The organism is Nostoc sp. (assembly GCF_036917195.1).
Lineage (GTDB): Bacteria > Cyanobacteriota > Cyanobacteriia > Cyanobacteriales > Nostocaceae > Nostoc.
On record NZ_JBALDG010000026.1, the window covers coordinates 1 to 21,467 of the forward strand.

16 protein-coding genes and 29 tRNA genes are annotated in these 21,467 nt (G+C 43.0%); 38 read left to right on the forward strand and 7 right to left on the reverse strand.

From position 1 onward, the window contains the following. Positions 1-354: 354 nt before the first annotated feature. Positions 355-1,911 carry a hypothetical protein gene (locus V7K40_RS08795; protein WP_334958664.1) on the reverse strand — a complete coding sequence of 519 codons (1,557 nt, stop codon included), beginning with the start codon at positions 1,909-1,911 and terminating at the stop codon, positions 355-357. Positions 1,912-2,540: 629 nt separating this feature from the next. Between V7K40_RS08795 and V7K40_RS08800 the strand changes: the two genes are divergently transcribed. Both V7K40_RS08800 and V7K40_RS08805 read left to right on the forward strand, forming a co-directional pair. Then, entirely contained in the window at positions 2,541-3,236 is a 696-nt protein-coding gene (locus V7K40_RS08800; protein ID WP_334958666.1) for a lipase, read from the forward strand. A gap of 362 nt (positions 3,237-3,598) precedes the next feature. Continuing rightward, positions 3,599-4,258 carry a cytochrome b N-terminal domain-containing protein gene (locus V7K40_RS08805; RefSeq protein WP_334958668.1) on the forward strand — a complete coding sequence of 220 codons (660 nt, stop codon included), beginning with the start codon at positions 3,599-3,601 and terminating at the stop codon, positions 4,256-4,258. A gap of 72 nt (positions 4,259-4,330) precedes the next feature. On the opposite strand, the gene V7K40_RS08810 is transcribed toward V7K40_RS08805, so the two are convergent. Then, complete coding sequence (locus V7K40_RS08810; RefSeq protein ID WP_334958670.1) at positions 4,331-6,250, reverse strand: cation:proton antiporter; 1,920 nt, start codon at positions 6,248-6,250, stop codon at positions 4,331-4,333. A 326-nt stretch (positions 6,251-6,576) separates the two neighbouring features. Between V7K40_RS08810 and V7K40_RS08815 the strand changes: the two genes are divergently transcribed. Beyond that, positions 6,577-6,649 (forward strand) — tRNA-Glu (locus tag V7K40_RS08815). A gap of 81 nt (positions 6,650-6,730) precedes the next feature. Here the strand turns inward: V7K40_RS08815 and V7K40_RS08820 are convergent. From V7K40_RS08820 to V7K40_RS08830, 3 genes are all read right to left on the reverse strand, one after another. Further along, on the reverse strand, positions 6,731-7,342 hold the full coding sequence (locus tag V7K40_RS08820; protein WP_334958672.1) for an SRPBCC family protein: 612 nt from the start codon (positions 7,340-7,342) through the stop codon (positions 6,731-6,733). 8 nt (positions 7,343-7,350) lie between these two features. Next, positions 7,351-9,399, reverse strand: coding sequence for a GAF domain-containing sensor histidine kinase (locus V7K40_RS08825; RefSeq protein ID WP_334958771.1), 2,049 nt, complete (start codon positions 9,397-9,399; stop codon positions 7,351-7,353). 493 nt (positions 9,400-9,892) lie between these two features. Beyond that, the gene (locus V7K40_RS08830) at positions 9,893-10,228 is read right to left on the reverse strand and encodes a hypothetical protein (RefSeq protein ID WP_273765967.1); all 336 of its coding nucleotides are present in this window, start codon (positions 10,226-10,228) and stop codon (positions 9,893-9,895) included. A 70-nt stretch (positions 10,229-10,298) separates the two neighbouring features. Here V7K40_RS08830 and V7K40_RS08835 point away from each other — a divergent pair, with 70 nt between their 5' ends. The 3 genes from V7K40_RS08835 (at position 10,299) to V7K40_RS08845 (ending at position 11,586) form a co-directional block, all read left to right on the forward strand. Then, positions 10,299-10,556, forward strand: a complete 258-nt coding sequence (locus V7K40_RS08835) for a hypothetical protein (RefSeq protein WP_334958674.1) — start codon at positions 10,299-10,301, stop codon at positions 10,554-10,556. 114 nt (positions 10,557-10,670) lie between these two features. After that, positions 10,671-11,177 (forward strand): HNH endonuclease, encoded by a 507-nt coding sequence (locus V7K40_RS08840; RefSeq protein WP_334958773.1) that lies wholly within the window; start codon positions 10,671-10,673, stop codon positions 11,175-11,177. 16 nt (positions 11,178-11,193) lie between these two features. Continuing rightward, the gene (locus tag V7K40_RS08845) at positions 11,194-11,586 is read left to right on the forward strand and encodes an alr0857 family protein (protein WP_334958676.1); all 393 of its coding nucleotides are present in this window, start codon (positions 11,194-11,196) and stop codon (positions 11,584-11,586) included. Between the two features lie 34 nt (positions 11,587-11,620). Here V7K40_RS08845 and V7K40_RS08850 read toward each other — a convergent pair whose 3' ends face one another. Next, a complete protein-coding gene (locus V7K40_RS08850; RefSeq protein WP_334958678.1) occupies positions 11,621-12,472 on the reverse strand; it encodes a polysaccharide deacetylase family protein in 852 nt (283 codons plus the stop codon). A gap of 195 nt (positions 12,473-12,667) precedes the next feature. On the opposite strand from V7K40_RS08850, the gene V7K40_RS08855 reads away from it, so the two are divergent. The 28 genes from V7K40_RS08855 to V7K40_RS08990 all read left to right on the forward strand — a co-directional run bounded on the left by V7K40_RS08855 (position 12,668) and on the right by V7K40_RS08990 (position 15,788). Next, entirely contained in the window at positions 12,668-12,862 is a 195-nt protein-coding gene (locus V7K40_RS08855) for a hypothetical protein (RefSeq protein WP_334958680.1), read from the forward strand. Positions 12,863-12,980: 118 nt separating this feature from the next. Next, a tRNA-Asp gene (locus V7K40_RS08860) sits at positions 12,981-13,054 on the forward strand. A 4-nt stretch (positions 13,055-13,058) separates the two neighbouring features. Further along, positions 13,059-13,135: transfer RNA gene (locus V7K40_RS08865), tRNA-Glu, on the forward strand. A 3-nt stretch (positions 13,136-13,138) separates the two neighbouring features. Next, a tRNA-Cys gene (locus tag V7K40_RS08870) sits at positions 13,139-13,211 on the forward strand. 10 nt (positions 13,212-13,221) lie between these two features. Next, a tRNA-Met gene (locus tag V7K40_RS08875) sits at positions 13,222-13,297 on the forward strand. 3 nt (positions 13,298-13,300) lie between these two features. After that, positions 13,301-13,372 (forward strand) — tRNA-Trp (locus V7K40_RS08880). A 56-nt stretch (positions 13,373-13,428) separates the two neighbouring features. Continuing rightward, a tRNA-Glu gene (locus tag V7K40_RS08885) sits at positions 13,429-13,499 on the forward strand. A 7-nt stretch (positions 13,500-13,506) separates the two neighbouring features. Further along, positions 13,507-13,589 (forward strand) — tRNA-Tyr (locus tag V7K40_RS08890). Between the two features lie 4 nt (positions 13,590-13,593). Next, a tRNA-Ser gene (locus V7K40_RS08895) sits at positions 13,594-13,685 on the forward strand. A 4-nt stretch (positions 13,686-13,689) separates the two neighbouring features. Next, a tRNA-Arg gene (locus V7K40_RS08900) sits at positions 13,690-13,764 on the forward strand. Between the two features lie 81 nt (positions 13,765-13,845). Next, positions 13,846-13,920: transfer RNA gene (locus tag V7K40_RS08905), tRNA-Phe, on the forward strand. Between the two features lie 6 nt (positions 13,921-13,926). Next, positions 13,927-14,001: transfer RNA gene (locus tag V7K40_RS08910), tRNA-Asn, on the forward strand. A gap of 5 nt (positions 14,002-14,006) precedes the next feature. Beyond that, positions 14,007-14,079, forward strand: a tRNA-Gln gene (locus V7K40_RS08915). A 3-nt stretch (positions 14,080-14,082) separates the two neighbouring features. Further along, positions 14,083-14,158: transfer RNA gene (locus V7K40_RS08920), tRNA-Gln, on the forward strand. 6 nt (positions 14,159-14,164) lie between these two features. Beyond that, positions 14,165-14,241 (forward strand) — tRNA-Leu (locus V7K40_RS08925). Between the two features lie 6 nt (positions 14,242-14,247). After that, a tRNA-Leu gene (locus V7K40_RS08930) sits at positions 14,248-14,325 on the forward strand. Position 14,326: 1 nt separating this feature from the next. After that, positions 14,327-14,399, forward strand: a tRNA-Pro gene (locus tag V7K40_RS08935). Positions 14,400-14,402: 3 nt separating this feature from the next. Then, a tRNA-Leu gene (locus tag V7K40_RS08940) sits at positions 14,403-14,477 on the forward strand. Positions 14,478-14,566: 89 nt separating this feature from the next. Further along, positions 14,567-14,639, forward strand: a tRNA-Pro gene (locus V7K40_RS08945). 4 nt (positions 14,640-14,643) lie between these two features. After that, a tRNA-Leu gene (locus V7K40_RS08950) sits at positions 14,644-14,716 on the forward strand. A gap of 95 nt (positions 14,717-14,811) precedes the next feature. Then, a tRNA-Thr gene (locus tag V7K40_RS08955) sits at positions 14,812-14,884 on the forward strand. A gap of 8 nt (positions 14,885-14,892) precedes the next feature. Continuing rightward, positions 14,893-14,963, forward strand: a tRNA-Gly gene (locus V7K40_RS08960). A 108-nt stretch (positions 14,964-15,071) separates the two neighbouring features. Then, positions 15,072-15,146, forward strand: a tRNA-Val gene (locus tag V7K40_RS08965). 6 nt (positions 15,147-15,152) lie between these two features. Continuing rightward, positions 15,153-15,226: transfer RNA gene (locus V7K40_RS08970), tRNA-Arg, on the forward strand. 93 nt (positions 15,227-15,319) lie between these two features. Further along, positions 15,320-15,393: transfer RNA gene (locus V7K40_RS08975), tRNA-Ala, on the forward strand. A 6-nt stretch (positions 15,394-15,399) separates the two neighbouring features. Beyond that, positions 15,400-15,473, forward strand: a tRNA-His gene (locus V7K40_RS08980). Between the two features lie 7 nt (positions 15,474-15,480). Beyond that, positions 15,481-15,563: transfer RNA gene (locus V7K40_RS08985), tRNA-Ser, on the forward strand. Between the two features lie 154 nt (positions 15,564-15,717). Continuing rightward, positions 15,718-15,788, forward strand: a tRNA-Lys gene (locus tag V7K40_RS08990). On the opposite strand, the gene V7K40_RS08995 is transcribed toward V7K40_RS08990, so the two are convergent. Beyond that, positions 15,789-16,877 carry a glycoside hydrolase family 3 protein gene (locus V7K40_RS08995; protein WP_334958682.1) on the reverse strand — a complete coding sequence of 363 codons (1,089 nt, stop codon included), beginning with the start codon at positions 16,875-16,877 and terminating at the stop codon, positions 15,789-15,791. Positions 16,878-17,348: 471 nt separating this feature from the next. On the opposite strand from V7K40_RS08995, the gene V7K40_RS09000 reads away from it, so the two are divergent. The 4 genes from V7K40_RS09000 to V7K40_RS09015 all read left to right on the forward strand — a co-directional run bounded on the left by V7K40_RS09000 (position 17,349) and on the right by V7K40_RS09015 (position 21,326). Then, positions 17,349-18,305 (forward strand): phytanoyl-CoA dioxygenase family protein, encoded by a 957-nt coding sequence (locus V7K40_RS09000; RefSeq protein WP_334958683.1) that lies wholly within the window; start codon positions 17,349-17,351, stop codon positions 18,303-18,305. 490 nt (positions 18,306-18,795) lie between these two features. Further along, entirely contained in the window at positions 18,796-20,235 is a 1,440-nt protein-coding gene (gene pds / locus V7K40_RS09005) for a 15-cis-phytoene desaturase (RefSeq protein ID WP_334958685.1), read from the forward strand. After that, positions 20,219-21,151 carry a 15-cis-phytoene synthase CrtB gene (gene crtB, locus V7K40_RS09010; protein WP_334958687.1) on the forward strand — a complete coding sequence of 311 codons (933 nt, stop codon included), beginning with the start codon at positions 20,219-20,221 and terminating at the stop codon, positions 21,149-21,151. The genes pds and crtB overlap by 17 nt, the downstream gene beginning before the upstream one ends. An 83-nt stretch (positions 21,152-21,234) precedes the next feature. Continuing rightward, a tRNA-Ser gene (locus V7K40_RS09015) sits at positions 21,235-21,326 on the forward strand. Positions 21,327-21,467: the final 141 nt, after the last annotated feature.

Below are 21,467 nucleotides of genomic sequence, written 5' to 3' on the forward strand. Positions count from 1 at the left end.
AATCCAGGTGAGGAATGATCTTAATCCGAGTACGAGGCATCGCTGTACACCGATTTTACTTCCCTTAAATAATACTATCTATTGCAACTTGGTATCACATTGCCAGAGGCTAACGCCAAGCCAGAAGCGTAAGGACTTTAGTCCTGATAAACCATGCTATGAGCGATGAATCACTCACTACGAACTAGGATTTTATTATATGTTTAATTATGCCTACCTACTTAAGTGTGACGAACTGGCGATCGCCAGTTCGTCAACTTCTAAAAACGATATTTTAAAGATGAATGATAAATTCAGAATCTTTATCATTCATAGCTTTTAGCTTCTTCTTAATCTAAGATCATTCACTGGTAATTATTTTTCTACATTAGACTTTTGTCTGTTTTCCTTCACTTCGCGCAACCGTTCTACTAATTTTCGATCTGATTCAGCAGAGGGTGCAGGCTGACTCTTATTGACTCTCGGCAGCAATAACATTTCGGAAGTAGTAGCTGGCGATGAAGGCGTGGGCTGGTTTATGATTTGCTCTTCAGATAATGGTTTAGAAGTAACTGCTGGTGAGGGCGTAGGTTGATTGCTATTGACTCCCGGTGCAGATAATGGTTTAAGATTACCTATGGGTAAGGACGCAGGCCGGTTATTTCTAATTCGCAATTCCGGAAATGGTTTAGAAGTAGCTGCTGGTGAGGGGGTAAACTGATTGTTATTGATTATCGGTGTAGATAATTGAGTAGTCCCAGTGGTGTTGCTAGTGTTGTTTTGGAAACGTAGGTTAAATGGATAGGAACTAATCTGTTTATCTCCCTTGGGGGATTGCTTGTTGAAGTATTCCCTTGCTTTAACAAGCAATTCAGGGGAAACTAACTTGTTTTGAAACTTGATATCTAAGACCTTACCATCAGGATCTACCACTAATACACCCAAAACAGCACCTTCAAGATTCGGCTTATCTGTGGGTAATGTTTGGCGGATGACTGGTTTTTGTTCAGCATTAGGATATTGTTGCTGGACTTCTTTTCTCAGGTTTGCGTAGGAGTCTAACTGTGCGATCGCCAGTTGAGATCCTTTTCCAGATAAATCAGGTGTCTTGAGCATGGTTCCCCTACTTAGGGTTAAACTATCCCCAGCCCTTGGAGCTTGTTTTAGAGAATTCATCAGCGGGTTTTGAGCAATTCTAGACGCATCATTACCCGGTTGCATCATCTGTAAAGTCCTATTTTCCTGTGCTGTTGGAACGGGGGTAACCTCAGATAAGTTCCCAGACTGGGCATTTTGCAGAATATCATCAGGTATTTTCTGCGACTGCAACTCTGGCAACCTATTAATAGGCAGTGGCTTAACTACCTGGTATTTGGTGTCACTATTATTCAAACTTACAGCCAGTGGCTTAATTACCTGGTATTTGGTGTCACTATTATTCAAACGACGAACTGATGGCGAGAATTTGGGGCTGGTATTGAATTTAGAACTGTCAAATTTAGAGGCGTCAAATCGCAAATTTTCACTAGGAATCATCCGCATAGACTGCCTTGTCGGCAAGGAGGAGACTCGATAGTTATTCGATGATGGGGGTAGCGGAGGCAGTATTAGCTGACTAGATGGCGCTGGTGCCAATGAGGGCAATCCAGTTTGGGCGCTAAAGTTAGGGGCAGAAAGTGGCGCTACTGGAGGAAATTGTTGTAAACCAACTTGGGATGTACTTTGCGGCAAACGGTTTTGGTCGGCTTGGCTCAATTCCAAAAGTCCGACTGTTTTGGATGATGCTGTTTCTTTGGGCTTGTTAGAGTCCATAGGCATCAATGGCACAATTATCGCAATAGCACCGTGGATGCCAAGAGAAGCTATAGCTGCTATCCCAATTGGCTGGCTTAAGATTTCTGGTATATTTTTAAACAGGGAGACGTAAGACATAGCTGTTATCGTTCACTCGGCTCAGTTGCAGTTGACTAGCGATTTTATCTTTTCGACTTGCAATATTTTGCAAGATATGCGTCCCTATAAGGAAATAATAATTTCCGATGCTGGCAATCAAAACGCCAAAATTGCCATTTATTTAGGTTTTTAATTGATCAATAGACGCTGAATCATATTTTCAAATTTGACTTTGCTAAAGAGATATTTGAAAAATTACTACTTTTGATTTTTTACTGTTATGACGCACACAATTAAAATTAATATCTAGGATATTTATAAAGTTTAAGTGAACGTACAAGTCTGAGTACATCACAACATGTGCTGAAGTTGCCTGGTTTTGTCTACTGTTTTGCAGTCTAACTACACTTCTGTAACAGATGGCACACTTGCTTGTCTTAATTTAGGCCCTATGTGAAAATACTACCACATCAGCAGCACCTAAAACTGTTGCACATTGTACAATTTTATTGACAATTGTACAATTTTATTGACATTTTAGTACCCACTAAAGCTATTTGAGTTTTTATAAAAGGAGTCAGTCATCCAATCGCAATTCTAGCTTCTGAATCTGACTACTTCTTCCTAAAAAAGTTTCAAACCATCAATCATTGCAGCCAATATTTAAAATGCCGTTACCGACAGTTATTGTGCCTGGATATCTAGAAAATGCGATCGCTTACCGCCAACTAGAACAATCCTTACAAGAGTTAAATTTTCCTACAGTTACAGTACCACTGCGACGGCGTGACTGGCTACCCACTATTGGAGGAAGATCAGTAACACCGATTCTGCAACAACTTGATCTTACAATCAAGCATACATTGCAGCAACATAATGCTACTCAAATTAACTTGATTGGTCACTCAGCCGGAGGTTGGATATCCCGCATCTACATGGGAGAAAAGCCCTACTTAGCACGCGGTGATGTCAAACCATTTCTCTGGGAAGCGCATCCCCTGGTTGCTACTCTCATCACCTTGGGGACACCTCATATTAGCCAAGAACGCTGGACACGCTCTAATCTAGATTTCGTGACCAATAACTACCCAGGAGCTTTTTACAAAAACGTTCGTTACGTTTGTGTGGCTGGCAAAACTATCTTTGGGGAAAGGCGGCGCGGTAGCTGGTTAGCTTACAGTAGTTACCAATTAACCTGTGGCAAGGGTAACACTTGGGGAGATGGAATCACACCGATTGAAGCTGCTCACTTAGAAGGCGCAGAAAATTTTGTTATTCAAGGTGTGAGGCATTCTCCGAGAAGTCCTGGGATCTGGTATGGTTCAGCAGAACCCTTAAAAGCTTGGGTGCAATATTTAATTTAACTGATAGCACTAATACACTGTGGCGTTAGTTTGCCTACCTTTAACTAGTTGCTCAATCAATTGTCTGGTTAATTGAGATAGTAGCTGGATTTACGCGCCCGCTGTACTAATTCAACAATCGCTTAGTAATAAGTTAAAGTCGTCAAAAGACGACTAGTAAACGGCTTTAGTCCACTTAAGTGAACTTGGGCTATTAGCCTCAGACTTAAGTCTGAGGTCGGCTAGTTGGCTCTTCGAGAATAGTGCAATATATCAAATTTAAAAAACTTTATCTTTTTCTGAGAATTGCAACATTTATTAATATTTATTAGCTAAAATTGTAACAAGAATAAATACTTAGTTAAGAACAGGAGGGGTGAGCCATGCAAAGCACCCAGTTCGACAATATTTTGCGACGAATAGCGACGATATTATCGGTCGTTATTGTTACTTTGTGCTTAATTTATGTATCTACGGGAGTTTTGCTGTCTTTTTACTATGAACCGACAGCAGGCGGAGCTTATAACTCATTGAAGATGATTAATACACAACTGCCATACGGCTGGTTGTTTCTGAGAGCGCATGATATTGCTGGTAACGCAGTAATTGCGATCACTCTGATTCAAATTGTGGTGATGTTTTTAGGTCGGCAATTTCGCAAGAGTTGGCTGGCTGCTTGGATTAGCGGGATTTTGTTAACTTTAAGTGCTATCGGGCTCGACTGGACAGCGATGATCCTAGATTGGACTCAGAAAGGATACTGGCGTTTTAACATTGAGTTGGGAACCATCGAAGCTATTCCTTTCATTGGTGGACAACTGCGCGACATTTTGACTGGGGGTGGAGCGATTAACACAGTTACTGTCGAACACCTTTACACAATACACAGTTATCTAATTTCGATGGCGACGCTAATTCTTGCCATAGTTCATTTATCTGCTTTACTGTGGCAAGAATGGCAAATGTATCAAGAAGCGCCAAAACCAGAAATTGGTAATTTGCAACAACCACCAGAAGGCGAGTTTGTTCCTTCCCAAAGCTAATAAAGAGTGCTGTTAGCGGATAGCTATGGTTTAGCCCGTGCTGAGTTAGGAGTTATATTCTTCCTCAGCCTGCTATCCCCCAGGAACCTCACTAGCGGAAACTTCAGATAATTGGGCGAGGGATAGGTCTTCAACCTCTGGTAACTTTTCTAGAGAGAGGGGAGTGGATTGGGTAGCACCAGATAAGCGTTTTAAAAGGCTAGGTCTGGGATCATGCAATAGGTAAATAATCCGATCGCCAACTTCCCACTCTTGGTTAGCTGGTATTACCTGTAAGCGTTCTTCTCGTTCTACCAATAGCGGTATCAACACCTCAGTCTGAATCTTTTCTTGGATGCGATCGCATTGAGTGGAAAATTCCAACTCATTTAGCGTAGTTGTCCCCAGCTTGACTCGCCCATCATTCAAATATTCATTCCAAGTCTTAATCGCTAAGTCTGGGATGAAAGCTTGATTAACTTTATTACTAACCGAGGTACTTGCTTGCGGATCGCGGGGGAAAACAGCTAAGACACGCGGCGGCTTAAATTCCTCAGCCGCCCGTTGAGCCAAAACAAAATTCACCTCGCCATTACTTGTCATAGCCAAAAAAGTACCCATAGAGGCAAGTCCTGCCTCTTCCAAAACAGCAGCATCCAGCCCGCTGCTGGCAATCACCCGCAGATTTTGTGCCTCGGCTTGAACAAGATATTGGGGGTCAGTATCAATCATGACCACGTTTTCTCCCCGTTCTTGAAAAAATCGGGCAATCAAAAGACTCAAGGGATTACAACCCACAATCACTGCCCCAGTTACGTCTTTAGAGGTAATTTGCAGCCATTTAGCAACCCAGCCAGCTGTTAGACCTTGACAGACAACAGTCATGATAATTGTCAGGAAGACTAGAGCTTTGATAGAATCACCGCCGTTAATGCCACGCTGTGTCAGCGAAATTGCAAAAAAAGAAGCTACCGAGGCGGCAACAATTCCTCTAGGAGCAACCCAGCTTAAAAATAGTTTCTGTTGCCAGTTTAGGTCACTGTTCCAGGTACATAAGAGGATATTAATCGGGCGAACGACAAACATTAATACCAAAACAGTGAATAAACTACCCCAACCCAAAGCAAACACACTGGCAATGGATAAATCAGCGGCTAATAAGATAAATAGCACTGAGACGCTGAGAATTGTCAGCTGACCCTTGAAGCTCCGTAACAGACGTTCTTCTGGGACTGAGGAGTTAGCAAATACTGCTCCTGCAACCACTGTCGTCATTACTCCCGATTCGCTGCGGATGATTTGTGATAAAGTAAACAGGCTCCAAAGTATTGCCAACACCACTAAGTTTTTTAGCTCAAATGACAGAAAACTGGCGCGTTTGAAAATCAAGCTCATCAAATAACCGCCAGCACCACCAATTGCCGCACCAACACCCAAGCGCATGAGTAAACCGATGATCGCATTGATGGCGCCAGCATCGCCGTTCAAAATGGTATCGAGGACAACGAAGGCAAGGATAGCTCCTACAGGGTCAATTAAAACCCCTTCCCCTTCCAAAAGTGTTGCAACTTGGCGATCTACATTGATTTGTTTGAGCAAGGGACCAACGACAGTTGGGCCTGTCACCACGACTATGGAAGCATAAAGAAAAGCTATGTTCCAGGGAAATTCACCCAGCCAGTGAGCAGCCATACTCCCACCAAGCAATGTGATCAGCGTTCCTAGAGTAACGAGCAATTGCAGGCTGACTGAAACTCTGCCTAACTCTCGCAGATCCAAGTTAAGTCCGCCTTCAAACAAAATTATTGCCGTTGCTAGGGCGACAATAACTTCCAGTCCGGTGCCTAGCAAATGGGGATGCAACAGTCCTAGTCCATCAGAGCCAAAGAGGATACCCAACAGCAATAACAAGACAATGCTGGGTATCCGAAAGTATGCAGCCAGCACTTGGGCACTAATGCCTGCAAGGACAGCGATCGCCATCTGTAGGGTAATTTCAAAAGATGCTTCCATGTTGTAGATTTTGAGCGATTTATTTCAAAATCTTTTGTAAAAAATCGGAGATATTAATTCTACAGGGTACAACATCATACCCTTTGCCCCTCAATGAATTTAGCGTTTTTTCTATCTGGGCATTCCCTTAAATTCCAAGTGCCAGACGCTGAGGCACCTTGCAGCTTCCTGCACAAGCGTCTAGGAAATTCTTTTTGTGTCTCCATGTTTTTGTATTCTCTTCAAGCTTCTGCCTCCACCTAGTTTAGCTGCCACAAACTTTTTTTGGCAAAAGCTGTTGACAACGGCAAGGAAATTCGTTACCTTATAAAAGGTCTGAGTTCGATGCCCCCATCGTCTAGAGGCCTAGGACACCTCCCTTTCACGGAGGTAACGGGGATTCGAATTCCCCTGGGGGTACTTAAAAAACTAAAAGTGTATTTCTCTGAAAATTTACAAATCAAAACTATCATCCAGGATTTTTCCTGAATGATAGTTTAACTATTGAACATAAGGTTCTTTGCTGGCTAACTCTTCTACACGTTGGTAAATAGCCAGAAGATTTAGCCGCAGGTCTTTGCTCAGGCGGTTTTCAATGATTCCCACTGGCATAGTGAGTTTAGGCCAAACTTGAATTATGTAGCAAAGATTTGTTCCTACATACTCACCGAGGGAATAAGGCTCTAAACACCAGCTACCAGAAAAGCCTTTAAAATCTCCCTCTACCATGCGGAAATTAATTTCTTTCGGGAAGCATTCTTCCAAATCCAGAACTACCCGCGCCCAAAAGTTGAAATTCAGTAAGCGCTGGGAGCCTACTTGCTCAAGTCGAATTCCACCATTGGGATGCTCGATTAGACGACTCTTGGCGAGGTTAGGGAGAAAGTCAGGTAAGGCTTCATAATCTGTCAGAACCTTCCATATCAGTTCCACTGGTTGGGGAATTTGGACTTTAGCGCTGATTTGTCGCTGTCGCTCTGCTATTTTCTCAATTTGAATTTCAACCTTAGCTGCCAAAGCGACTGCATCAGCAGTCAAATCTCCTTCGAGGATGATGTCATTACTAAGAGACTGGAAATCAAGGTTCTGTGTTGTGTTCTGTTTTTTAGTCACTTTCAGAATTATGGTTTGCTTTCGTCACAAAATTGGGGCAGAGTTAGGGTGAAGCAAATTTCGCTCTGTTCAGAATCCGAGATTTGAAGACTCTCAACTGCGATCGTTCCATTCAAATGCTGCACTAAAGACTTGACTAGAGCAAGTCCCAAGCCAGCCCCTGGAGTCCAGCCTCCTTTTCCGCGACGGAACTTGTCAAAGATGTAGGTCGCTTCTTCTTCGGAGATGGCACGTCCTGTATTCGTCACTTTTATAATAACTTGATCAATTTGTTGATCAACTCGGTGAACAGCTTCCAAATGGACGGTGGTATCATGCTCTGTGTATTTACAGGCATTATTTAACAGTTCTTGGAGGATGCGGTCAAAACTCTCCAGTTCCGTTTGCAGTTTTAGCGACTTCTGTGGTAAATCTACAGAAATCTTTAATCCCTTCTCCAGGAATTTTTTCTGAAAAGATGCTGCTATATCCTGGATTCTAGTATTTAAATCTATAGTTTCTAATTGTGGAGCTTCGTGAGGCGACTCTAGTTTCTGGAGTGTCAACAAGTCATTAATCAAGTTGATTTCCTTTGTGCATTCCTGCTCAAGGATATCCATGTATCGAACCTGACGCTCTGGCGTGATCCCTGGCAAACGTAAGTTACGAATTGACATCAGCATGTTTGTCAAAGGATAGCGCAAACGATCGCTCATGTTGCTCAAAAATTCATCTTTGAGTTCATTGAGTTTCCGCAGTTGCTCAACATACTGCCGAGTTCTTTCATGCAATTTTGCCTGGAGTTCAAGACTACTCTGGAGTTTCGCCGTCCGCTCATCTACCAAAGTTTGCACTTGGCGCAATGTCTGTGACTGAATTATGGCGTTACTTACTTGAGCACAAACCATTTCTACAAGATTTAATTCTGCTGCTTGCCAACTGCGAGTAACAGATTGCTGTAGCACCAAGAATCCTAAGATTTTACCTTGATTCTCTAATGGCACTAATAATACCGCAGGCAATTCCTTTATTGCAAATAATGGAGCCGCACAGGAGGTATCGTTTTGTTCTGTATAGTTATCAAAGATTACTGGTTTTACAGAATCTATGAAGGCACGCTGGCATAAATCACACTCTGATATCAAGAAAGATTGATTCAAGATATCTGGTTTAGTAGTACTGTAATTTTGTGTTTCCCTAGCCCATTCACCACCCACGGTAGCTTTCGCTTTGGGTATTTGTTTTTTAGCTTGAGTTCTAAATAGTGGATCTGTATATTTTAGTAGTATCAGCAAACCCCGATCTGCCTGTAGAGATTCGGCAGTAGAGGCGATAACTAACTGGAGCATTTGATTGAGCTCCAAGTTGCTCCGAATCAGTAAGGTTAATTGCTTGATCAAGCTTTGATACTGATTGCTCTTTTGCAAATACTGTTGTTGATGAGTAATTAGTTTAGCTTGGGCCACTTGATAAAAAGCGATCGCGCAAGACGACTCCACCTCTTTGAGCAGTTGTTTTTCTGATTCACTCCAATCATAGGGTTGGAATTTAATCAGACTAATCACCCCATTATTATTGCCACCAAACCGGGTGGGAATTGCCAAAACGGCTTTTATCGGTAATGGCAAATACTGACAGCCAATTACCAGACTATTTTGAATGATGGAAATATCTTGAATAGTCAATGGTTCAGCAGCACATTGCAGCACTGGCGAGTGCATAAGCAACTGTTCCATCGAAAACATCTCTTCTGGGTGTGGTAACCCTAAATACTCATCAGCACACCAATTAGTAGTAATCGCTTCGTCGGATGTCTCACCCGTTACTGAAACCAAGCAGCAGCAATCTACTTGAAAAGTAACTCCTAGCAATTGGGCAATATCTTGCACCATCAATGCCATCGCTGAACTGTTGGCAATGATTTGGTTAATCTTTTGCACCAGCTGGCGGGTAGGTTCTTCCTGATGCTGCATCAGCTTAACTTGGTAAGGTTGTAGTCGATCTATGTCATCAACGTAATCTGGTGGCGACGATAAAGGCTTTTTCATTCTTGGCACGCCCTCGGATAATAATCCCATTCTTCTTGCACCCAACCTTTTGGCATATTCTTCAGCGTTATGTGTTGATACACCCTGATAATTGACAAATCTTGTATGAATACTTTCTCTCACCTGTTATAGCCCTTTTCTATCTCAGATGGCCAAGTTTACGCTTGATCAAGCAAATTGCTACATTCCTAAATAAGTAATAAAATAATTAAGATATCCTATAAATACTTCAGTTAGCTTGTTTTTGACTGTTCTATGTTGAAATAATTTACTAACTTTATCCTGTCTTTAAGTATACATAAACCGTAATTACTCTGGAATTACAGCAAAATTGCTCTTAAATATTACGTAAAATTATTTCGCTTACTTGATAAATTTTTATTACATTTTTTTTGAAACTAGTAGGTTTAACAAGCTACTCTTTTATCTCCGTAACTCTCAGTAAAATATTAATAAGGCTAAATTCTAAATGCAGCCCAATTATTTTTACTAATAACTGGGCTGCATTCGCCTGAATATAAGACTATCCAGCCAAGCTCTCAACACTCAGAGGAACCATATCGCCATTCCTGGTCAGTCCTAACAACATTGGTTGTTGGGGTTGAATTAATTGACCTGTGAGTACACAGCGTTCTTCTTGCTGAGCTGTGGCAGCTATGCTAGCTCGAATGTCAGTTCGTGAAAATCGAGGCTTCCACTCACCTGATTTTTGCTGGACATAATTCCAAAGGATATCTCGGATCAAAGCTTGATATCCCTGATTGCCAGCTATTTCTTTGAGCTTATCTTTGAGTTCCCGCTCTAGGCGGATACTGGTAACTTCCATATCGGTAGTTGGGGTGCGAGCGATCGTATGCATCACATTTCTCCTTAAAGGTATAGACAGGATAGTAATACAAGTGTAGTATGTTTAAAGGAATGTTCAATAGGTGAAATTTTCTGTGAAAGCCATTTACCCTATCTCAGCCATCTCTACTTCTTTGTGCGCTACCAATTGCCGAGCCGATCGGGAATCAGCTGCTATTGGAGTGGAGTATTTATTTATGGGCGATAGTGGCCGAAATTATGGGCAAATCACAGAGGGTAATTATGATTTTAGACATCTCAGCATTAGTGCGCTGATTGCAAAACCAGAACTAGATGAAGAAAGCGGGGGGTACAGACAAAAGAATACTGTACCAATATGAGACCAGAAAATTTTCCGGTCAATTCTAACCCCCGCTTCACTTAAAACTTGAAGCGGGGGTTTTTTTATAAGGAGTGAAGCTGTGACGATATCTTCAATGCGCGGCGCGAACGCAATGCAAGTGTTAGAGCAATCTGTGGTGGTGTTTTCTCAAAATTACTTGCCACTATGTCGGATCAATATCAAGCGGGCGATTGTGCTGTTAGTAACCAACAAAGCTCAACCGCTGGGTTTTACCACAGAAGGCGAATGGCGAGTTCACTCACCCAGTTTGGTAATTGATGTGCCAAAACACATTCGCTTGACAATCACTTCTAATGAGCGGATGTGGAGAGTTCCGCCAGTCAATCGGCGGGAAGTGTTGCGGCGAGACTATCACAGTTGCCAATATTGCGGTAGCGGCAAACATCTAACGCTAGATCATGTGATGCCGCGATCAAGAGGCGGTTCTCACACTTGGGATAACGTAGTCACAGCTTGTGAAAGATGTAACTCCCGTAAAGGTGATCGCACCCTATTTGAGGCTGGTATGCAACTGCGTACCAAACCAAAAGCACCAATCCACCCCGCGATTTCTTTTGCCGAACAGTTTTGGATAGATATGCAAGCAAGCCTGGAATAGCAGGAGAGCATAAGGAATGCTGAAATTAACTTACACTGAAAGCAGCTTTGATTTGGAATGTTTCACTCTGTCGCTAGAAGAATGGGTAGCGCAGCGAGTGATTTTGGCCCTGCGAGTTGGGCAAAGTTTGTGTATTGAACCCAGTAGCGCTTCCTTTTTGCTTCCTGTTGATTTGCCAGAAGTAGAAGTGCTTAAATCTGAGGTAAAAAGAGATGACAGAGAAATCATCGCTCTGTGTGCCTGTGATACCCAATATATGGAAGTCACTCTGCAAGGTTCTTGGCTATCAGATAGTTCTAAGGATGCTGTAGGTGTGTTTGTCACCACTATGAGCGATCGCGCTGAGTTCTTTTTGCACAAACTTTGGCAGGAAGCTCAAGAGAGCAGTGCTTCTGTCATGAGCGAATAAATGAAATCGTCGGGTGAGTAGAATTTCTCACCCTTTATTGCCCCATTTTTAGAAGTTCGGGAATTGTAACAAATCGGTAGCCTTGCTGTTTGAGTCCGCTGATGATTTGTGGCAAAGCTTGTACAGTTCTTTGGCGATCGCCACCACCATCATGCATTAAAACAATAGAACCAGGTTTCGCACCTTTCAAGACATTATTTACAAATGCTTGCGGTTTCGCGTGAGGATCTGTATCAGCTGAAGTTACTGACCACATAATTACAGCATCTTTCTGGCTTTTGGCGTAAGCGGCTAGTCCATTGTTTAAAAAGCCTCCAGGAGGACGAAACAGAGCAGTTTTAACTCCTGTAGTTTTGTATATCAAGTCAGATGTGCGATCAATTTCACTCTTGGCTGTGGCTTCATCCATTCGCCGATACCAATGATGCCAAGTATGGTTACCAACGGCGTATCCTTCAGCTACTTCGCGCTTGGCTAGGTCGGGATTTGCTTGTAAGGCTTGTCCTACCCAAAAGAATGTTGCTTTAACATCATTTTGCTTCAGAATATCCAGCATTTCTAAGGTTGTCTTTGGCCAGGGCCCATCATCAATGCCGAGAGCAATAACCTTTTCGTTATTCCTGGGATGCACCTGATAAACTGTTTTTCCCTGAAATTTTGCTGGGACTGTAAAGGTAGGGTTTTCTACTTTGGCTGATGGCGATAGTTGGGCATTAATTTGGCCCTTTACTGGATGATTTTGAACTTGTGCAGTATGGATTTTGCTTAAAGGCTTGTTCAACCCCAATTGTGGGGAAGTGCCTGGAGCCATACTACAAGCTGTAATCGTAGAGGCGATCGCGACAAAACTAATTATCTTTTGTCGCTTGAGGTAGTTGTCTGTCACGTCAGGCTTTTAAAGACTCACCCAATCATAAGCTGTAGTTTGACTTTTCAGAGGCGTTAGCAAGTTCAAATCTAAGTACAGCAGCTTTTTTAGACAATTTCAAAAAATTTTTCTGAAATCCCTTGACACCTCTTGTAGTATTTTGTAGTATATATGTAGTGAAGCGAAAGACAAAGCTTCTTAAGGGTCAAAGTCATGTTCTACATACAACTAAAACAGAGGCGCTGGCATAAACCAGAGTCCCCAGTCAAGAAAGCTGCTCCTACTTGCAAACCATCGGAAGTAGAGGCAATCAACCAAAAAAGTTTTAAGTTTGCACTCAGCAAAACCACAGAATACATCCGTAATACACAAGAGGCTTGGTACTTAGAGTGTTGGTTGTTTTCTTAACAGTTTCTAACAGTAAAAAGTAAATTTTCTGAACCTTGAAAATTGAATAAGAAATGGGCAAGTTCACCAAAAATTTGTGCCTAAAAACCTAAAATTTTAAGCACAGACTCCAAAAAATCGGGGTGTAGCTCAAGTGGCTAGAGCGTTCCGTTGTCTGCGGAAATGTTGCGGGTTCAAATCCCGTCACCCTGGTTGCAGTCCTGTAGGCGAATAGTTTAAGCCGTCAGTTTCTCAAACTGAAAATTGCGAGTGCGAATCTCGTCGGGACTCCCAAATGGCTGAGTAGCCAAGTGGTCGAAGGCGTCGGTCTGCAAAACCGATATCGTGAGTTCAAATCTCACCTCAGCCTCTGGTGTGATCGCAGTGTAGCTTAACCAGCAAAGCCCCAGGTTCATACCCTGGTATATGCGGGTGCAAATCCCGCCACTGCCACCAAATGCAGGGATGGTGTAACGGCAACACCTCGTGACTCCAAATCCGATGTTCTGGGTTCAAATCCTAGTCCCTGCGTCAGACAATTTTAGATTAAAAAATTTAATCCAAAATCTAAAATTCGGTTAATTATGCCCTCGTGGACGAATGGTTAAGTCAGTGTTCTTTCAAAGCACAGATGCGAGTTCAATTCTCGTCGAGGGAATGATTATGGGTCGGTGGCCGAGTCTGGCTGAAGGCGACAGTCTGTAAAACTGTTCTTTTTTGCACGCAGGTTCAAATCCTGCTCGACCCACTATGGAGAGGTGGCTGAGTGGCTGAAAGCGGCAGATTGCTAATCTGTTGTACGGCACGCGACTCCGTACCGAGGGTTCAAATCCCTCTCTCTCCGTTTTGAGAGTGTGGTGTAACCGGATAACATCTCAGTCTGCGAAACTGAAGACTTGAGGGTTCAAATCCCTCCGCTCTCGTTACATCAAAGAGATGCTGGAGTGGCGAATTCAAGTTGAATTAAACCAGTCCACAGGGTAATACCCATCTCTCCTCCTTATCCCCCGGTAGCTCAGTTGGTAGTTAGCGCCTGTTTGAAAAACAGGAGGTCGTCGGTTCGATTCCGACCTGGGGGGCTTCGTTGCCTCATAGCTCAATGGTAGAGCAAGCGGCTGTTAACCGCGAGGTTGTAGGTTCGAGTCCTACTGAGGCAGCCATTCATTGCCGGGTGGACGAATTGGTAAGTCGCATCGCTCTGAACGATGAGGTTGCAGGTTCAAACCCTGCCCTGGCAATAAAGCCCTGTGGTGTAATTGGCAACATCGCGCCCTTTGAAGGCGAAGATTCCAGGTTCGAGTCCTGGTGGGGCTGCCAAACTTTGCTCTTGTAGCCCAATTGGAAGAGGCTGCCGTTTCAAAAACGGTATGTTGTGGGTTCGATTCCCACCAAGAGTACCAAAACTTGCTCCTGTAGCCCAATTGGAAGAGGTGGCAGACTTAAAATCTGTTTGTTTGTGGGTTCGATTCCCACCAGGAGTACCAACGGGATGTAATTCAGTGGCGAGAAGCCATGCTTTGGGAGCATGGAGTCGCAGGTTCGAGTCCTGCCATCCCGATATGCCCCTGTAACGGAACGTGGCATAAGTGCTGGAATCAGAGTCCAGATTTTACAGGTTCAAATCCTGTCAGGGGTACTAAGCTCTCGTGGCGGAATGGAAGACGCACGCTTACCGAGGATCGTAGTTTTTCGCAGGTTCAAATCTGATCGGGAGTACCAAAATATCTGGGTGTAGCGCAGTTGGAAACGCGGGAGTTTCGGGAACTCCAGGTCGCAGGTTCAATCCCTGCCACTCAGACTTTGCCCTTGTAGCCCAACGGAAGAGGCGCTTCGCTTAGAACGAAGAGGTTGCTGGTTCAAATCCAGTCAGGGGTATTGGTGATTTTGCGGGGATGAAGCAAGAGTGGCTTGGAGGTCTCATAAGCCTCACATCAGCAGGTGCAATTCCTGCCCCCGTCACCAAAAACAGTGCTGGTGTAGCTCAATTGGCAGAGCAACTGACTTGTAATCAGTAGGTTGCAGGTTCAATTCCTGTTACCAGCTTGACTAATGCGGGTGTGATGTAACGGCAGCATGAGACGCTTCCAACGTCTTCGTGCGAGTTCAAATCTCGCCGTCCGCTCTGAAACTTGCGGGTGTGATGTAGTCGGTAGCATCTGAGTACGCCATACTCAGTGCGTGGGTACTCTTCGAGAACGCTGCGCGAACAAGTCCCTCCACTCGCTTGCGTAGTCCTGTAGCTCAACGGTAGAGCAGTTGCCCTACAAGCAAAGGGTTACAGGTTCGATTCCTGCCAGGATTACCAAATATTGGGAGTGTAGCTCAATGGAATAGAGCTTCGAGCTTCTACCTCGAAAGTTGTGGGTTCAAGTCCTACCACTCCCGCCTGAAGCAAGTCAAAAGTTAAAAGTTAAAAGTCAAAATTTAATTATTTCTCTTTCTTTTTACTTTTTACTTTGCTCTTTTCACTTGTTTGATGGGGTCATAGCTCAGATGGCTAGAGCGCCTGCCTTGCAAGCAGAAGGTTAGGGGTTCAATTCCCATTGATTCCACTGATGGTGTCTGAAGCCAAAGTGGTCGAGGCGCTGGTTTGTGGAACCAGTCATAGCGGGTTCAGGTCCCGTCAGGCACCCCTGAATGGAAGATGCTGCTGAATGGATGGCAACTGGTCTTGAAAACCAGAGTACAGCAAACTGTAGAGGTTCGATTCCTCCATCTTCCGCTATCCACCTGAAGCCGAAAAGTGAGGCGCTGTGTTGATAACACAGAGAGAGGAAGGGCAGTACCTCCCAGGTGGATTTATATCTAGCATTGGTGTTACAAGGCTTGCGATGTAGTACGATCGCAGCGGCTCATTTCTTTATTTAAATTAACCAGGGTGGTTGGCATAACGGCTGTGCAGCGGGCTTTTAACCCGCAGAAATAGGTTCGACCCCTATACCACCCATTATGAATAGGAACTAGCGATCGCTAGTTGAGCATGTTGCAATAATATATCTTTATCCAGAGTATGTACGGGATATTGCGGTGTTACTGCCAGTAGTTTATCGATTCTTTCTCTGGCTGCTTCCACTACTGATTCGTCTAAGCTACCCTTGGTGAGAGAATCGACAAAATCTTTAGCAATCTGATAGGTTCTTTCAATAGATGATGAATTGATATTGCGTGAGACAATAAACAAGTCGCAGCCTGCATGAAATGACCGCGCCACAGTACCAGCTTTAATAAACATATCTGAGATAGCTTTCATATCCAAGTCGTCAGATACAACCACTCCTTTAAAGCCAAGTTCCTCTCTAAGTATGGTTTTGAGGATAGCCTCAGAAAGGGTTGCTGGTACATCAGCATCTATCTTGGGAAATAAGATATGGACAGTCATAATCAAAGGAATCTGTAATTCGATTAGCGCTTTGAAGGGTATAAGTTCTCGAAGTCGCAGGTCTTTTAGAGTCAGATTAAGTATTGGTAGCTCGATATGAGAGTCGTTGCTGGTGTCTCCATGTCCAGGGAAGTGCTTGGCGCATCCCAAAATTCCTGACTCTCGAAGTCCAAGATAGTAGTCACAGGCACCTTGAGTAGCAGTATCAGGGGTGTTACCAAAGGAGCGAGGTCCAATCACGGGGTTGTTGGGATGGGAAAAAATATCTGCTACAGGTGCCCACGATAAATTTATTCCCAGTGATTTGAGTTCTACAGATGTGGCTTTTGCTACTTCACGGGCATGCGATCGCAGTAACAAGGCATGAGGAAATCGGGTAATCGGCAGTGGTGTACGAATTACACGACCTCCTTCATGATCTAGAGTCACAAACATTGAATCACGTTCAGTATATTCTCGTATTTGGCTGTTTAAATCCTTGAAGCTCTCCAGCCAAACCTCATAGGGGGTGCCATCCAGAAAGTTTTTAGCAAAAAAGATCACCCCAATCGGTCTCAATTCATTGAGTGCACGTTTATCATCATCACTTAATGTAGTGCTGGAAATACCTAAAATCAGGTGATGTCCAAAGCGTTTTAGCTGCTGCGATATTGGCATAATTCTTTACCTATAGTTGTGTAGCAAACAACTTGGGATGTTCAACCTAGAAGACATAAACCCTGATTCTACACCCTTATGGAAAGTGGGGACTTTTAAGAGGCAGGGGGGCAGAGGTGCTAAAGGGAAAGAATTTTCTGTTTGTCCCGCTTCTTGAATAATGCTTTATGCTCAATACCCTTTAACCTCTGACTAACTCTTTAAAAAATACTAACTTTGTAAAAATAAACAGTAAATATACTCTCAGCAAGTATTGTTATTGATTTTTAACAATTAAAATATATATTACATGGTATTACTTACGCAAGTATAAATTAGTTTTTCTGCAAAAGCATTTTTGTGATCCTCCTTTAGATATTTCCGAAAAAGAATATCAAAGCCTTGTACAGTCAGGGTCAATATCTCATTTCCGGAGATGTTTTTTGGAGTCACTCCGTGAACGCATCCTACCATCTAAATCTCAGGAGACTTATGTCTATAAGTTTATTCAATAACAATCTAAACAGAATTTATTCAAAATTTTATGATATTTGTTATGAAAATTACAAAGGATTAACTAAAAATCCTAGATGGCTTTTAATGCGAAAAATTGCTCGATTTAAAACTGGGCGAGCTATAATGATATTTTTCTTAAAACGTTCAGTTAAATTAGATTCATCCGTTCTCAATAAGAACAATTTTTATTTTCCAAATGTAAATGTAGATGACGTTGTTAACACCCTGAAAACCGAAGGGTTCTATTTAGAAATTAATTTACCCCAAGATATTGTTAAAGAAATAGTTGAATTTGCTCATTCAACAGTTTGTTATGGCAATAGAAAAACAAATATGGGTTTTTTTTATGATCAAAAGGAACAAGCACAAACTAAGTCAGGAAAACATTTTATCATCGGTAGTTATTTTAATACGTCTTTACTCTGTCCTGCTATAAAAAAACTTCAAAGTGATCCAAAGTTATTGGCAATAGCTACTAAATACTTAGATGCTCAACCAGTACATCAAGGGAATCTGATGTGGTGGAGTTTTTCCGGTGACATTACATATCGTCAAAAAAGTCAAGCTGCTCAATTATTTCACTACGATATAGACGATTATCGTTTTTTGAAGTTTTTCTTTTATTTGACCGATGTAGATGATCAAAGCGGTCCTCATGTCTGTGTTCGTGGTAGTCACAAGAAGAAGAAACCGTCACATCTTTGGCTACGTAAACGAGAGACAGATCAAGATATCAGTAATTATTATGGTTCTGAATCTTTAGTAAAGATTTGTGGCAAAGCTGGTTTTGGATTTGTGGAAGATCCACTTTGTTTTCATAAAGGAATTACTCCTACTCATAAAGACCGTTTAATATTACAAATAGAATTTGCCCGAACTGACTATGGAATGCAGCACGACTTCCGAGCAGCTTCTCTACTGAAATATATTTAGTAACTTGTGTGGTATGATTTTCCCCTTTAGTTTCCACAATTATAATAAAATTACTTAAGTTAAAATACTTAATTTAAAATATATTTAGTATTTATATTTACATCAATTAAATGTTTGCCGAATGAAAGTAACTTGGATATCAACTAGCAAGCTTTACCAATGCCCTAGATATTTCCTTAGAGCAAACACACGGATTACCAAAGAAATCAACTACTTTAAGACAAGAGTTTATAACTACCTATTCTCAGTCAAAGGAATGACTTTTGTTTGTTGACATTTGATGGTGTAAATCTAGATGAAATGCACGCCGCAAACCCATTGCTGACAATGATATTGGCAATTTATTCTAGTAGGTGTATGTCAGGCAAAATTCGCTTTTACAGAAGTTTTTTGGGAAAGCGATCACATAATAACTGCTAAATGTAACGGATTGCAACGTATAATGAGAACGACAAAACCATTAAGAAATATTTAAGGGCATTAGGGTTAAATGCGAGTAGCGATCGCGGGTGCTGGTTTAGCAGGACTTTCCTGCGCGAAATATCTCACGGACGCAGGTCACACTCCCATTGTCTTGGAAAGCCGGGACGTACTGGGTGGTCTTGTTGCGGCGTGGAAAGACTTTGATGGCGACTGGTACGAAACCGGGTTACACGCCTTCTTTGGGGCATATCCCAATATGCTCCAATTGCTCAAGGAGTTGGGCATTGAGGATAGACTCCAGTGGAAAGAGCATACGTTGATTTTCAATCAACCAGACAAGCCTGGGACACTATCACGTTTTGATGTTCCAGATATTCCATCTCCTTTCAACGTGATTGCATCGATTCTTCGCAACAAAGACATGTTGACTTGGGAGCAGAAGATTCGGTTTGCAATTGGACTACTTCCAGCAGTGGTGCGGGGTCAGAAGTATGTTGAAGACATGGATAAGTACAGCTTCTTAGAGTGGTTGAAAAGGCAAGGTGTTGACGAGCGAGTAACTAGTGACGTTTTTATCGCCGCATGTAAAGCACTCACCTTTGTCAATCCTAATGAAGTTTCTGCAACGATCATGTTAACTGCACTGAATCGCTTTCTGCAAGAACGATATGGCTCCAAGATTGCATTTTTGGATGGTTCTCCAACAGAACGTCTATGCAGTCCGATCGTAGATTACATCAGAGAACGTGGTGGGGAAGTACGGTTGAATGCCCCCTTGAAAGAAATTTTGCTCAACGCTGATGGCACGGTGAAAGCATACTTGATTCGAGGGTTAAATGGGGCAGAAGATGAAGTTTTCACAGCTGATGTGTATGTATCTGCTATGTCGGTTGACCCAATGAAAGTGATGTTGCCTAAGCCTTGGAAGCAAATGGAGTTTTTCAAGAAGCTAGAAGGTTTGGAAGGAGTACCAGTGATTAACCTGCATCTGTGGTTTGACCGGAAACTTACAGAAATTGATCACTTGCTATTTTCGCGATCACCCCTCCTAAGCGTTTATGCTGATATGAGCAATACCTGCCGTGAATACGCCAACCCCAATCGCTCGATGCTGGAATTAGTTCTAGCTCCGGCAAAAGATTGGATTGCCAAATCCGATGAAGAGATTGTGGCTGCAACGATTGCCGAGTTAGAAAAACTCTTTCCCGACCACTTTGGGGGAGACAACCCAGCAACCTTGCTAAAATCTCATGTGGTGAAAACGCCGCGTTCAGTTTACAAAGCGACCCCTGGTCGTCAACAGTACCGTCCCGCACAAGTTACGCCCATTGCCAACTTCTATCTCGCCGGAAGTTATACCATGCAACGCTACTTAGGCAGTATGGAAGGTGCCGTACTTTCTGGTAAGCTGACAGCGCAGGCAATTTCTGAGGCTCTCCCGGTAGCAAATCCCTCAAACCTGCAAACGCTCACCCGACCGCCCGCAACGAATGCTGCAACTGCCTGATTCCCCCCCGCGCATGAAAACGCTGGTCTCTGTAGACGAGTCCTACAAACTTTGTCGGCATCTCACAGCAAAGTATGCCAAGACTTTTTACCTGGGTACTTTGCTTATGAGTCCGGTAAAACGTCAATCTATTTGGTCAATTTACGCTTGGTGTCGCCGTACAGATGAATTGGTGGATGGGCCCGCATCTGCTATTACCACGCCAGAAACCCTAGACCTATGGGAACAGCAGCTGGAATCGATTTTTGCGGGACGCCCATTAGAAAATTACGATGTCGCTTTAGTTGATACTCTTCAACGCTTTCCAATGGACATTCAGCCCTTTCGGGATATGATTGCCGGTCAGCGGATGGACTTATATCGCAGTCGTTATGAAACCTTTGAGGAGTTATACCTCTACTGTTACCGCGTTGCTGGCACTGTTGGCTTAATGTCAACAGCAGTTATGGGTGTGGATAGCACCATATATACAGCTCCGTGGCGTCAGAACAAACAACCATATATTCCCACAGAAGAAGCGATCGCTCTGGGAATTGCCAATCAACTCACCAATATCCTGCGGGATGTGGGAGAAGATGCCAAACGGGGACGAATCTACATTCCCCTTGAGGATTTGGCAAAATTCAACTACACCGAGCAAGACTTCTTCAAAGGTGTGGTAGATGAGCGTTGGCGGGCATTGATGCGCTTTCAAATTGATCGGGCCCGCCAATTCTATACCACGTCAGACCAGGGAATTACTTATCTAGCAACCGATGCCCGTTGGCCCGTATGGGCAGCATCAATGTTGTACGGTCAGATTTTGGAGGTGATAGAACGCAACAATTACGATGTATTCAGTCGACGGGCTTACGTTCCCCAGTGGAAAAAATTACGCACTTTGCCCGTAGCTTGGATGCGATCACAAGTCCTTTGAGTAATTAGTCATTTGTCGTTACTGATGATAAATGACTATTGACTCTTGCCAACAAGTCTGCTAACATTGATGTTCGTAAGTCAGGAGAGGTGGCTGAGTGGTCGAAAGCGGCAGATTGCTAATCTGTTGTACGGCAGGCAACTCCGTACCGAGGGTTCGAATCCCTCCCTCTCCGTTTTCTAGCCTTTGATACACGCAGTATATTATGTGTACAAAAGTAAATATTAATGTAGGGGTAAATACTTCTACTCCCAAAGATGGATGATATGATTTATCTTTTGGAGTCTTGATTAAGATCCAGCTAAGTTACAAATCT

Coding starts and splice junctions, on each gene's coding strand:
- V7K40_RS08995 (WP_334958682.1), bottom strand. CDS start 16,877: ATGCCAATATCGCAGCAGCTAAAACGCTTTGGACATCACCTGATTTTA.
- V7K40_RS08805 (WP_334958668.1), top strand. CDS start 3,599: ATGCAAAGCACCCAGTTCGACAATATTTTGCGACGAATAGCGACGATA.
- V7K40_RS08845 (WP_334958676.1), top strand. CDS start 11,194: ATGCTGAAATTAACTTACACTGAAAGCAGCTTTGATTTGGAATGTTTC.
- V7K40_RS09000 (WP_334958683.1), top strand. CDS start 17,349: ATGTCTATAAGTTTATTCAATAACAATCTAAACAGAATTTATTCAAAA.
- V7K40_RS08825 (WP_334958771.1), bottom strand. CDS start 9,399: ATGGGATTATTATCCGAGGGCGTGCCAAGAATGAAAAAGCCTTTATCG.
- V7K40_RS08855 (WP_334958680.1), top strand. CDS start 12,668: ATGTTCTACATACAACTAAAACAGAGGCGCTGGCATAAACCAGAGTCC.
- V7K40_RS08810 (WP_334958670.1), bottom strand. CDS start 6,250: ATGGAAGCATCTTTTGAAATTACCCTACAGATGGCGATCGCTGTCCTT.
- V7K40_RS08795 (WP_334958664.1), bottom strand. CDS start 1,911: ATGTCTTACGTCTCCCTGTTTAAAAATATACCAGAAATCTTAAGCCAG.
- V7K40_RS08840 (WP_334958773.1), top strand. CDS start 10,671: ATGCAAGTGTTAGAGCAATCTGTGGTGGTGTTTTCTCAAAATTACTTG.
- crtB (WP_334958687.1), top strand. CDS start 20,219: ATGCTGCAACTGCCTGATTCCCCCCCGCGCATGAAAACGCTGGTCTCT.
- V7K40_RS08830 (WP_273765967.1), bottom strand. CDS start 10,228: ATGCATACGATCGCTCGCACCCCAACTACCGATATGGAAGTTACCAGT.
- pds (WP_334958685.1), top strand. CDS start 18,796: ATGCGAGTAGCGATCGCGGGTGCTGGTTTAGCAGGACTTTCCTGCGCG.
- V7K40_RS08800 (WP_334958666.1), top strand. CDS start 2,541: ATGCCGTTACCGACAGTTATTGTGCCTGGATATCTAGAAAATGCGATC.